The organism is Brooklawnia sp. (assembly GCF_049651565.1).
Taxonomy (GTDB): Bacteria; Actinomycetota; Actinomycetes; order Propionibacteriales; family Propionibacteriaceae; genus Brooklawnia.
On sequence record NZ_JBASCI010000061.1, the window covers coordinates 1 to 11,932 of the forward strand.

Here is an 11,932-nt window from a genome sequence, read left to right on the forward strand (position 1 = left end):
CGGTGAACGCGCCGCCGTCCCGCAGCGGGCGGAACCCGGCGTGCGCGCCGTAGGTGTAGCCGCGCTCCTCACGCAGCACGCTGTTCAATCGGGACGCGAACGACCCGCCGACCGCACAGGCGGCGACTTCGAGGCCCGCCCACCGGGGATCATTGCGGTCGGGGGCCACCATGCCGACCTGGATGTCGGCCTGCACCGAGCCGGGCCGATCGACCACCCATACCTGCGGGCCGGCCGGGTTGGCAGCGGGCGGCAGGTGGACGGCCGGCTCACCGGTCGGCCGCCAGGCGTCGAAGGCGCTGGCCACCATCCGTTCGGCGTCGGCTGGCAGGGCACCGGCCAGAATGATGGTGGCCCCGTCGGGACGCCACCAGCGGTCGTGGAAGCCGGCCACGTCCTGCCTGCTGATGGCCGAGACGGTGGCCACCCGGCCGGCGGTCGGACGGCCCGCCCGACATGCCGGGTCGAAAACCGCCCGCTGGAAGGCCAACTGCACCAGCGCCGAACTGCGCACCATCGACTGCTCGATCTGGGCCAGGCGTAGCGCGACGTGCCGGTCGACGTCGGCGCTGTCGTAGGCCGGGCGGGTGATGATCTCGGCCAGCAGGTCGAGCGAGGCAGGGAAGCGGAGGCTGGGCACCTCGAGGCGGCAGATGGTGCCCGACTGGGCGGCGGTGCCTTCGTAGACTGCGCCCAGGTCCTCGACGAGTTCGGCCAGTTCGGCTCCTGGGTGGTCGATGCTGCCCTCGTCGCTGGTGCGCAGCGCTATGGTGGCCAGACCCTCCAGCGCCTCGGGTTCGGCGCTCACCGGGACGTCCAGCACGACCTGCGCGCTGATCACGTGCTGGCTTGGCAGGTTGTACAGCCACACCCGCGCGCCGTTGTCGAGGGTGAACTGGTGCGGTTCGGGGAACCGCCAGGCGCGGGCGTCCAGTACTGCGGGACGGGGGAGCCGGCTCATGCTGCACCGCCGGCCAGGTAGCGCAGGGTCGCACGGTTGTCCGGGTCGAACCAGCGTTTGGCGACCCGGGCGATGTCGGACGGCTGCAACTGCTCGATCTCGGCCAACTCCTCGTTGATCCGTCCCGGGTCGTCGAAGTGGGTGGCGTAGAAGCCCAACTGGTCGGCACGGTCCTCGACCGGCGCGAGTGCCGACAGCCATTGCCGCTCGAAGCTCGCCTTGGCGCGGGCCAGCTCCGGTTCGGCGGGGCCGTGCTCGGCCAGGTCGGCCAGCGCCACCAGTACCGGTTCGGCCAACTGGTCCAGCGTCACGCCCTCCCGGGCCCGGCTGGAGATGACGCCGAGGGAGTTGGTGCGGACCAGGCCCATGTCGTAGCCACCGATGCCCTCGGCGAGCTGCCGGTCGCGGACCAGTTCGCGGTGCAGCCGGGCCGACTGTCCCTCGGTCAGCAGGGCGAGCATCACGTCCACCGCCAGCCGGTCGGGGTGGGTGAGCCGCGGGGTGCGCCAGCACAGGTGCAGCATCGGCCTGGGGACGTCGCGAACCACCTCCAGCCGTGGCAGCCCGGTATGCGGGGGCAGTTCGTCCAGCACCGGCGTGGCCGGCACCTCCGCCTTCGGCAGGTGGCCGAAGTAGCGGTTGGCGAGGTCCTTGCCCTGCTCGACGCTGATCGCGCCGGACAGGGTGAGCACCGCCCCGGCCGGTTGGTACCAGGTCCGGTAGAACCGCCGCACATCCGCCAGCGTGGCCGCGTCCAGGTCGGCCATGGAACCGATGGTCGGGTGGCCGTAGGCGTGCCCGGTGGGGAAGTTGAGTTCCAGCAGCAGTTGCAGTTGGTCGCCGTAGGGGACGTTGTCGTAGCGCTGCCGCTTCTCCTCCTTGACCACCTCGCGCTGGGTGTCGAGGTTGCCCTGGTCGACGTTGAGGCTGCACATCCGGTCGGATTCCAGCCACAGCGCCAACTCCAGCGCGTGCGGGCCGACGGTCTCGAAGTAGTTGGTGCGGTCGAAGCTGGTGGTGGCGTTCGCCGAACCGCCGACCGCCTGGATGGTCGCAAGGTGCTCGCCGTTGGCCACCTGGGCAGAGCCGGCGAACATCAGGTGCTCGAACAGGTGCGCGAAGCCGGTCTTGCCGGCCTGCTCGTCGGCCGAGCCGACCCGGTACCAGAGGTTGACCGCCACGGCGGGGGAGATCGGATCGGGGTTGACCACCACCCGCAGCCCGTTGTCGAGCCGGCTGTCGTCGACGGGGTAGTGCAGGCGCGGGACGCCGGGGGCGGCGGGGCTTGCGGTCGCGGCAGGTGGCATGCACTGCATCCTAACGAACCCGGCCAGCCTCCCGACTTGCGCCGATGGCAGCGGTGGGTCCGTCCGACCTGTTCCGGTCATCTGTTTCGGCCGGGTCATCGCGTCCACTGGGTCCAGGGGGGTGGTCGGTCCGGTCACAGGTGACGGCCCTCAGCCGTTACCAGTGTCATGACCAGACGCCGGAAAGGGTTCAGGCCCGGAGATCTGTGGTCTCCGGGCCGGAAACTCGTAGCGGGGGCAGGATTTGAACCTGCGACCTCTGGGTTATGAGCCCAGCGAGCTACCGAGCTGCTCCACCCCGCGTTGACTCGATGAACTATAACCCGTTTGCGTCGAAGTCCCAAACCCGCGCCGTGCCCGGGGGCGGTCGCGGGCATGACTAGACTGATCGCGTTCGAGCCCAGTCGGAAGGAGTTGCTAGATGAGATCCCGCGGTTCTCACCGGTTCGCCACGGTGTTGGTGGCGTTGCTTGCGTTGGTCCTGTCCGCGTGCAGCCCCGGCGCGTCCGAACCGGAGAATCGACAGCTGATCGTGGGCACATCGGTGGCCCCCAACTCGATGGACCCGTCGACCTCCGACGCGGCCGCCATCCCGCAGGCGCTGTTGTACAACGTCTACGAGACCCTGCTCAAGATCGACGGTGAGGGCAACCTGCAGCCGCTGCTGGCCAGCGAGTGGTCGGTCAACCCCGACGCCACGACGTACACCTTCGAGCTCCGGCCACAGGCCCGCTTCGCCAGTGGCGCCGAGGTGACCGCGGACGTTGTGGTCGACTCGATCCAGCGGATCATCGACGACCCGGCGGTGCTCCCGGTGCTCAAGTCGCAGATGGAGCCCATCGAGTCGATGCGGGCGGTGGACGCCAACACCGTCGAGTTCGTGCTCGCCCGGCCGTCGCGAAGCTGGCTCTACTCGATGGCGCAGACCGCCGGCATCATCTACGACCCGGCAGCCCTCGGCAGCCTCGCCACCCAACCCGCCGGTTCCGGCCCGTTCGTCTTCGACAGTTGGACCCAGGGCGACCAGGTCGTGCTGAAGCGCAACGACAACTACTGGGGTACCGGCACCCGGCTGGCCGGTGTGACCTTCAAGTCGTACTCCGATGCCAACGCCATGAACGCGGCCATGCTCGCCGGTCAGATCGACATCATCTCCAACGTCGCCGCACCCCAGGCGCTCGACCAGTTCAACGACCCGCGGTTCACCATCCTCGAAGGCGTAACCACTGGTGAGATCGTGCTCGGCTTCAACCACCAGACCCCGGTGCTGCAGAACCTGCAGGTGCGGCAGGCCATCCTGCACGCCATCAACCGGGAGGGGCTGCGCGACTCGGTGTGGGCCGGCAAGGGGCTGCTGATCGGCTCGATGGTGCCGCCCACCGATCCCTGGTACGAAGACCTGTCCGAGGTGATCCCGTACGACCCCGAGCGGGCCCGTGAACTGCTTGCCGAGTCCGGTGAGGAGCCGGTGAGCCTGCGGCTGCGAATCCCGACCCTGCCGTACGCCCCCGGCGCGGCCACCTACATCACCAGCCAGCTTGCCGAGGTCGGCATCCAGGTGACGGTGGACGAGCTGGAGTTCCCGGCCACCTGGATCCAGCAGGTGATGGTCGAGTCCAACTACGACATGACCATCGTCGCGCACGTCGAGACCCGTGACATCTCACGGTTCGCCGACCCCAGCTACTACTGGCATTACGACAATGCCGAGTTCCAGCAGTTGATCGCCGACGCCGACGCTGCTGCCTCCGACGCCGAGCAGATCGCGCTGATGCAGCGGGCGGCCCGCATCCTGGCCGATGACGCGGCGGCCGGTTTCCTGTGGCTGCTGCCCAACCTGGTGGTCACCAAGGCTGACGTCACCGGGGTGAACCGCAACGCCCCGAGCCTCAGCTTCGACATGACCGCCGTCAGCGCGCCGCCCAACTGATGGCCCGGTTCGCGAGCCGCTTCGCATGGTTCGCGGTCAGCTTGCTGATCGCCTCCATGGTGGTCTTCGCGTTGCTGAACCTGCTGCCCGGCGACCTGGCCGGTGTCATGCTCGGTCCGAACGCCACCCCGGAAGCGGTTGCGGCGGTGCGGGAGCGGCTGGGGCTGGACCGTCCGTTGCCGGTGCGCTACCTCGACTGGGTCGGCGGCCTGCTCAGCGGCCAACTCGGCGAATCGGCGCTGACCGGCCAGCGGATCGCACCGATCATCGCCGACAAGCTCGGCGTGACGCTGTCCTTGGTGGTGCTCGGCATGTTCTTCGCCGTCGCCATTGCACTGCCGCTCGGGATTCACTCGGCTTTGCGGCGCAACCACACCGACGGCGTCGTGGTGTCGGGCTTCAGCCAGTTCGGCATGGCTGTCCCGGTCTTCGTGGTGGGGATCGCGCTCAGCCTGCTGGTGGGGGTGCGGCTGCGCTGGCTGCCCGCCAACGGTTACGTCTCGGCGTCCGACTCGATCACCGCCTGGTTGTCGCACCTGCTGCTGCCGGCGATCACGCTCGGGCTGGTGCAGGGCGCGGTGCTGGTGCGCTACGTCCGCTCTGCCTTCATCGACGTGCTGAATCAGGACTACTTCCGTACTGCGCGGGCGATCGGCTGGCGACGCTGGCCGGCGCTGATGCGGCACGGGCTGCGCAACGCCGCGTTGCAGATCGTCACCATCGTCGGGCTACAGTTCGCCACCCTGTTCGTCGGCGCCATCGTCGTCGAGACGGTCTTCGTGCTGCCCGGGCTGGGTTCCTACCTGCTGCAGATGGTATCGACCCGCGACATCCCGGTCGTCCAGTCGATCGTTATGGTGCTGGTCACGCTGGTGCTGCTGATCAACCTGCTGGTCGACCTGAGCTACGCGATCATCGACCCGCGGCTGCGGGCCGGCGACGAGCAGGACGATCTGTGAGGCGCAACCCGACCCTGATGGTGGGCTGCGCGATGGTCGGCGTGGTCGTGCTGCTGGCCCTGCTTTCGGCGTTCTGGACGCCATGGCCGCCGACCCAGGTCAGTACGTTGCGGCTGGCGGCGCCGAGCGCCGACCACTGGATGGGCACCGATGGCTTCGGGCAGGACATCTTCAGCCGGATCCTGATCGGTGCCCGTAGCTGCCTGCTGGTCGGTGTGGTGGCGGTCGGCATCGGCGCCCTGATCGGGGTACCCCTCGGCATAATCGCCGCGATCAACCGCGACCTTCTCGGACGCGTCATCATGCGCGCAACTGATATCGTCTACGCCTTCCCGGCGCTGCTGCTCGCCATCATCCTCGCGGCGGCCCGCGGTTCGGGATCAACGCTGACCGCCATGGTGGCGATCGGTATCGCGTCCATCCCGGCGTTCGCCCGCAATTCCCGGGGCGCGGCGCTGCAGGTGCTCAGCCAGGACTTCATCCTGGCTGCCCGGGGCGCCGGCATCCGCCGTCGCGGCATCGCCATGCGTCACGTACTGCCGAACATCACCCCGGTCATTTTGGTGCAGGGCTCGGTCAGCTTCGGGCTGGCGATCCTCGCCGAGGCGTCGCTGAGCTATCTGGGGCTGGGCACCCCGCCCACCACTCCGACCTGGGGCCGGATGATCTTCGAGGCCCAGCCGTACCTGTACTCCGACCCGATCCTGGCGTTCTGGCCGGGCCTGTTCATCGCCATCGCGGTGCTCGGGTTCAACCTGCTCGGTGACGGGTTGCGGGAACTGCTCGACCCGACGCTGCGGGAGGCCGACAGGTGAACCAGTTGCTGCAGGTCACCGACCTGGGGGTGCGATTCGGGCGCTCCAAAGAGCCGGCGCTGGCCGACGTCGACCTGGAGATCCGGCCGGGTCAACGCGTCGGACTGATCGGAGAATCCGGTTCGGGCAAGTCGGTGACCGCGCTGGCGGTCATGGGATTGCTCAACGATGCGGCGAGGATCACCGGCTCGATCCGGTGGCACGGGCGCGAGCTGGTCGGCCTGCCGGACGCCGAGTACTCGAAGCTGCGGGGCAAGCAGATCAGCATGGTTTTCCAGGAGCCGATGACCGCGCTCGACCCGACCATGCTGACCGGCCGCCAGGTCGCCGAGGTGCTGCGGCTGCACGCCGGCGCCCCCGCCGGGCAGGCGCGCCCCCGCGTGCTGGAGATGCTCGGCAAGGTGGGCATCCAGGACCCCGAGCGGGTTGCCGACAGCTTCCCCCACCAACTGTCGGGCGGGCAACGCCAGCGGGTCCTGATCGCGATGGCACTGATCAACACCCCGGAACTGCTCATCGCCGACGAGCCGACCACCGCCCTTGACGTGACGGTGCAGGCCCGCGTCTTGACCGAACTGCGGAGGGGGCTGGATGAGGCGGGCTCGGCGTTGCTGTTCATCAGCCACGACTTGGCGGTGGTCAGCCAGATGTGTGACCGGATCGCGGTGATGCACCGCGGCCGCATCGTCGAGCAGGGCAGCCTGGCGCGGGTCCTGGGCGCACCGCAACCCCCCTACACCGCCGGTCTGATCGCCACCGCCAACCTGGATGCGGTCGCGCCCGGGGAACGCCTGCCGGTGCTGGAGGACTTCTATGACCGCTGAAACCGGCCGGGCGCCGATCTACGAGGTGCGGGACCTGGTCAAGGTCTATGGCAGGGGCCACCCCCAACCGGTGACCGCGGTCGACGGGGTCAGCCTCGATCTGTGGCCGGGCGAGCGACTGGGCGTCGTGGGGGAGTCCGGCTCCGGCAAGTCCACCCTGATCAGGATGATGGCCGCCCTGTCCCGCCCGACCAGCGGCGAGATCCGGTTCTTCGGCGAGTCGATCGTGGGACGCCACGAACGTGAGCTGGCCGTGCTGCGCAGGGGAGTGCAACTGGTCTTCCAGGACCCGCGCTCCTCGCTGGACCCGCGCATGCGGGTGGCCGACATCATCAGCGAGCCGCTGCGGTCCCGGATCTGGCGCGATGCGGAGCGTCCCGACCCGCACCAACGGGTGGCCGAGCTGCTGGTCCAGGTCGGGCTGCCCCCGGACGCCGCCAGCCGCTACCCGCACCAGTTCAGCGGCGGCCAGCGCCAACGCATCGCCATCGCGCGCGCGCTGGCCCCCAGGCCCAAGGTGCTGATCGCCGACGAGGCGGTCTCGGCGCTGGACGTCAGCGTCCGGGCCCAGGTGCTCAACCTGATCACCGACCTGGTCGCCAGGCACGGCCTCAGCCTGGTCTTCGTCAGCCACGACCTGGCGGTGGTGCGGCACCTGTGCGACACCATGCTGGTGATGCAGCACGGACGCGTCGTCGAGGCGGGCAACTCGGCCGAGATCTACGCCGATCCGCAGCACCCCTACACCCAGCAGTTGCTGGCCAGTGTGCCGCGGCTACGGCGGACGAGTTAGCCCGGCATCGGGGCGGCAACCGTGTGCGGCCCCGGCCCGCCGCGGCCCTATCATGGTGCGTCGTGAAGGCCCTGCTGCTCGAGAACATCCACCCGGAAGCCACCCGACTACTGGCCGACGCCGGCTACGAGGTGGAGAACCGCCGCGGCGCTCTCGGTGAGGACGACCTGATCGAGGCGTTGAACGGGGTCACGCTGCTGGGCATCCGGTCCCGCACCCAGGTCACCGAACGGGTGCTGACCAGTGCTCCCGATCTGCAGGCGGTCGGATCATTCGCCATCGGCACCAACCAGATTGACCTGACCGCAGCCGCCCGGGCGGGCATCGCCTGCTTCAACGCCCCCTACAGCAACACCCGCAGCGTGGTCGAACTGGCGATGGCCGAGATCGTCGTGCTGGCCCGCCACCTGACCGACAAGAACACCCAGATGCACGCCGGCGTCTGGGACAAGTCGGCCGCCGGCGCCCACGAGGTGCGCGGCCGCAGCCTGGGGTTGGTCGGTTACGGCAACATCGGCTCGCAACTGTCGGTGCTCGCCGAGTCGTTCGGGATGCGGGTCTGGTTCTATGACGTCGTCGACAAGTTGGCGATGGGCAACGCCAAACGGGTCGACAGCCTGGACGAGCTGCTGGCCACCTGCGAGACCATCAGCGTGCACGTGGACGGGCGTCCCGAGAACACCAACCTGTTCGGCGAGGCCGAGTTCGGCAGGATGCGTCCCCGGGCGTTGTTCCTCAACCTGTCGCGGGGGCACGTGGTGGATGTCCCGGCCCTGGCCGCGGCCGTCCGGTCGGGCCACATCGCCGGCTGCGCCCTCGACGTCTTCCCGGTCGAACCGCGTGCGGCCGGTGAGCCATTCACCTGCGAACTGCAGGGTCTGCCGAACGTGATCCTCACCCCGCACGTCGGAGGATCCACCCAGGAGGCGCAGGTCGATATCGGTCGATACACCGCCGGCAAGTTGATCGACTTCATGAACACCGGCTCGACGGTGATGAGCGTCAACCTCCCGCAGGTGCAGGTACCGGCGCAGCAGGGCCGCCGGGCCATCCACATCCACCGAAACGTGCCGGGGGTGCTCGCCAACCTGACCCGGGTGCTCAGCTCGCACCAGGCCAACATCGCGTTCCAGGCGCTGAACACCAACAGTGAGATCGGCTACGTGGTCACCGACGTGACCTCGGCAGCCCCAGGCCTGACCAGGCAGTTGAGCGAGATCCCGGAGACGATTCGGGTCAGGGTCTTCTGAACCGAGCGCCGGGGCCGGTCACAGATCGATCTGGTGCAGCGTGGCGGCTGTCACCGGCACCACCAGCGTGACCACCTGCCCGGGGTAGAACTCGACCAGGTTGAAGCTCTGGCCACCGACCAGCGCCCGGTAGCCCCGAGCCTGGAAGAGCGGATCGGCCACGTAGCTGACCCCGCCGGCGACCGCGACCGGGATACCGGCGAAGGTGCTGGACGCCGGGGTGTGCCAGTGCCCCGACAGGATGATCCGCACATCGGCGCCGGCGACCACCCCGGCCAGGTCGGCAATGTTCCGCAGCGTGGCCACCGACATCACCACCGACGCCGATGGCGCCGGCGGGTGGTGCACCACCAGCACGGTCCCGTGCTCGGCGGGCGTGGCCAGCACCTGGGCAAGCCAGTCGAGTTGGGACGCGGACAGTTCGCCCTGATCGGTGCCCGAGACGGACGAATCCAGTTGGATGATCCGCAGCCCGCGTACCTCGGTGACGTTGTCTGCCGGGCCCAGGGAGGCGTTGAACGCCTGCTTCGAGTCGTGGTTACCGGCTCCGACCAGGATCGGGCAACCGAGAAGCCTGGCCTGCTCGTCAATCAGCGCCCTGAGTCGTTGGTAGGCCGCCGGCGAGCCCGCGTCGGTCAGGTCACCGGACAGCACCACCGCGTCCAGTCGCTGGCCTGCGTGCGCCAGCCGCTGGAGGGCGAGCCGCAGTTGGGCGTCGGTGTCGATCTGACCGGCGAACGGCTCGTTGTGCGTCGTCAGGTGCAGGTCACTGAGCTGCGCCAGCCGGTGGGTGGGCAGCGGGCTCATCAGGCGTCCGGGCGGGCTCATCAGGCGTCCGGGCCGCCGGCGGGGATGATGATACCGGTGGTCTCCTCGTCGTAGCTGTCCATCGGCCGCAGCCGGTCGACCAGTTCGTGGTGCAGCAGGCCGTTGCTGGCGATGGCGCCCGGCCCCATCGGGCCGTCGACGCCGTCGAGATCGGTGAAACGGCCGCCCGCCTCCCGCACGATGATGTCCAGCGCTGCCTTGTCGTGCAGGTCGAGTTCCGGTTCGCAGGCCATGTCGACCACGCCTTCGGCGACCATCATGTAACTCCAGAAGTCACCGAACGCGCGGGTCCGCCCGGCGTCCCGCAGCAGGTCGACGAATCCCTGGCCGCGGCCACTGGCGATCCAGCCGCCGATGGATGAGTAGGACAGGAACGCGTCCGGCACCCGCGCGACCTTCGACACCTGCAGCCTGGTGCCCTTGAGCAGGGTGCGTCCGGTAAAGGCGCCCGCCCCGTCGGACGCCCACCAGCGCCGCCCGAGCAGTGGGGCGCTAACCACGCCGACCTTGGCCACCCCGTCCACCATCAGGGCGATCAGGGTGGCCCAGACCGGCACCCCGCGCACGTAGTTCGCGGTGCCGTCGATCGGATCGATGATCCACTGTCGTGGTCCGAAGCCGGTGTCGGCCATCTCCTCGCCGTGCACCGCGTCCCGGGGCCGCGCGGTGGCCAGCGTCTTGCGCAGCGCCCCCTCGACCGAGCGATCGGCGTCCGATACCGCGGTCCGGTCGGGCTTGGTGGTCACCCGCAGGTCCTGGGCCTTGAACCGGTTCTCGGTGATCGAGTCGGCATTGTCCGCCAACAGGTGTGCCAATCTCAGGTCATCGATGTAGGAGGAGGACGCCATGCGGCCAACGTTAGCCACTCTGCTCGAGCAAGGCCGTCACGATACGCCGGAAGGACGCGAGTCGGCCGGGCGTCAACCGGCCGGCCGCGACCGCCTCGTCCAGGCCACACTCCGGTTCTTCGTCGGTGTGCCGGCAGCCGCGCGGGCAGTCCCTGGTGAACTCGGTCAGGTCGCCGAAGGCGCCCAGCACTGATTCGCAGGTGACGTGGCTCAGTCCGAAGCTTCGTACGCCGGGGGTGTCGATGACCCAACCCGAACCGCCGGGCAGCTGAAGGGCGACCGCCGAGGTTGAGGTGTGCCGTCCGCGGCCGGTGGCCTCGCTGACCTCGGCCGTCGAGCGGTCGGCGCCAGGCACCAGTCGGTTGATCAGGGTCGACTTGCCGACCCCGGAGTGCCCGACCAGCACGGTCACGTGGTCGACCAGCAGTTCGTCCACCTCGTCGAGCTGGGACCCGGGTTCGGTGACCACCACCGGCACCCCGAGCGGCTCGTAGAGTTCGATGATCTCATCGGGTTCGGCCAGGTCGGCCTTGGTCAGGCACAGGATGGGAGAGATGCCGGCATCGTAGGCGGCCACCAGGAGCCGGTCGATCATGCCCGGCCGGGGCGGTGGATCGGCCAGCGCGGAGACGATCATCAACTGGTCGGCGTTGGCGACGATCGGGCGCTCGGTTGGGTCGGTGTCGTCGGCGGTTCGCAGCAGTACGGTGCTGCGCGGCTCGACCTCGACGATGCGGGCCAGGGTGCCTTCCTCGCCACTGGTGTCGCCGACCACCCGGACAAGGTCACCGACGATCACCCCCTTGCGTCCAAGCTGGCGGGCCTTGGCGGCGGTGAGCAGCACCCCGGAGTCGAGCATCTGGCAGCGGAACCGGCCGCGGTCGACAGTGAGCACCCGGCCCACCTCGGCGTCGGAGTAGTCGGGTCGGTCCTTGGTGCGTGGCCGGGTGCGTCTGGCCGGTCGCGCCCCGAACTTCTCGGGATCGATGTCGGCGTAGGCCTCGGCGGTTCGGCGGGCGTGGCTCATCGCCCGGCTCCGGCGACCTGGGTGAGCATGGCCCGCCAGCGGCTGGTGAAGTCGGGCATCGTCTTGTCGACGGCGGTGATGTCGTCGACGACTACCCCGGGCACCACCAGCCCGACCAGCGCGGCCAGATGGGCCAGTCGGTGGTCGGCGTAGCTGCGCAGCGGCCTGGTGGGACGCAGACCCTCGCCGGCCGAGCCGGCACCGACGATCACCAAGCCGTCGTCGGTCTGGGACGCGTCCACCCCGACGCTGGCCAGCTCTGCGCTGATCGCCGCCAGCCGGTCGGTCTCGTGGCCCCTGATGTGCCCGACCCCGGTGATGGTGGTGATGCCCTCGGCGAACGCCGCCAGGGCCGCCACGACCGGGGTGAGCTCGCTGGCCGCGCGCAGG

At 69.3% G+C, this 11,932-nt stretch carries 11 protein-coding genes, 1 tRNA gene and 1 pseudogene; 6 read left to right on the forward strand and 7 right to left on the reverse strand.

What is annotated here, in order from left to right; genetic code table 11:
• The 3 genes from WBL05_RS02975 to WBL05_RS02985 form a co-directional block, all read right to left on the reverse strand.
• A partial coding sequence (locus WBL05_RS02975; RefSeq protein WP_424223632.1) for a M16 family metallopeptidase occupies positions 1-961 on the reverse strand: 961 nt, incomplete at its 3' end.
• Complete coding sequence (locus WBL05_RS02980) at positions 958-2,268, reverse strand: M16 family metallopeptidase (RefSeq protein ID WP_424223633.1); 1,311 nt, start codon at positions 2,266-2,268, stop codon at positions 958-960. The genes WBL05_RS02980 and WBL05_RS02975, both read right to left, overlap by 4 nt.
• A gap of 229 nt (positions 2,269-2,497) precedes the next feature.
• Positions 2,498-2,571, reverse strand: a tRNA-Met gene (locus WBL05_RS02985).
• A gap of 118 nt (positions 2,572-2,689) precedes the next feature.
• On the opposite strand from WBL05_RS02985, the gene WBL05_RS02990 reads away from it, so the two are divergent.
• From WBL05_RS02990 to serA, 6 genes are all read left to right on the forward strand, one after another.
• Positions 2,690-4,198 (forward strand): ABC transporter substrate-binding protein, encoded by a 1,509-nt coding sequence (locus WBL05_RS02990; protein ID WP_424223634.1) that lies wholly within the window; start codon positions 2,690-2,692, stop codon positions 4,196-4,198.
• Positions 4,198-5,157: an ABC transporter permease gene (locus tag WBL05_RS02995; RefSeq protein WP_424223635.1), complete on the forward strand. Its 960-nt coding sequence runs from the start codon at positions 4,198-4,200 to the stop codon at positions 5,155-5,157. The genes WBL05_RS02990 and WBL05_RS02995 overlap by 1 nt, the downstream gene beginning before the upstream one ends.
• A 17-nt stretch (positions 5,158-5,174) precedes the next feature.
• Entirely contained in the window at positions 5,175-5,972 is a 798-nt protein-coding gene (locus WBL05_RS03000) for an ABC transporter permease (RefSeq protein ID WP_424223642.1), read from the forward strand.
• The gene (locus WBL05_RS03005) at positions 5,969-6,796 is read left to right on the forward strand and encodes an ABC transporter ATP-binding protein (protein WP_424223636.1); all 828 of its coding nucleotides are present in this window, start codon (positions 5,969-5,971) and stop codon (positions 6,794-6,796) included. The genes WBL05_RS03000 and WBL05_RS03005 overlap by 4 nt, the downstream gene beginning before the upstream one ends.
• Positions 6,786-7,589 (forward strand): ABC transporter ATP-binding protein, encoded by an 804-nt coding sequence (locus WBL05_RS03010; RefSeq protein ID WP_424223637.1) that lies wholly within the window; start codon positions 6,786-6,788, stop codon positions 7,587-7,589. Before WBL05_RS03005 ends, WBL05_RS03010 begins: the two co-directional genes overlap by 11 nt.
• 62 nt (positions 7,590-7,651) lie before the next feature.
• On the forward strand, positions 7,652-8,839 hold the full coding sequence (gene serA / locus WBL05_RS03015) for a phosphoglycerate dehydrogenase (RefSeq protein WP_424223638.1): 1,188 nt from the start codon (positions 7,652-7,654) through the stop codon (positions 8,837-8,839).
• Positions 8,840-8,857: 18 nt separating this feature from the next.
• Here the strand turns inward: serA and WBL05_RS03020 are convergent, their stop codons facing one another.
• From WBL05_RS03020 to WBL05_RS03035, 4 genes and pseudogenes are all read right to left on the reverse strand, one after another.
• Complete coding sequence (locus tag WBL05_RS03020) at positions 8,858-9,667, reverse strand: metallophosphoesterase (protein WP_424223639.1); 810 nt, start codon at positions 9,665-9,667, stop codon at positions 8,858-8,860.
• Positions 9,667-10,515, reverse strand: coding sequence for an inositol monophosphatase family protein (locus WBL05_RS03025; RefSeq protein ID WP_424223640.1), 849 nt, complete (start codon positions 10,513-10,515; stop codon positions 9,667-9,669). Before WBL05_RS03025 ends, WBL05_RS03020 begins: the two co-directional genes overlap by 1 nt.
• Positions 10,516-10,525: 10 nt before the next feature.
• On the reverse strand, positions 10,526-11,542 hold the full coding sequence (gene rsgA, locus WBL05_RS03030) for a ribosome small subunit-dependent GTPase A (RefSeq protein WP_424223641.1): 1,017 nt from the start codon (positions 11,540-11,542) through the stop codon (positions 10,526-10,528).
• Positions 11,539-11,932: pseudogene (locus WBL05_RS03035) on the reverse strand (3-phosphoshikimate 1-carboxyvinyltransferase); the annotation flags it as partial. The gene rsgA and the pseudogene WBL05_RS03035, both read right to left, overlap by 4 nt.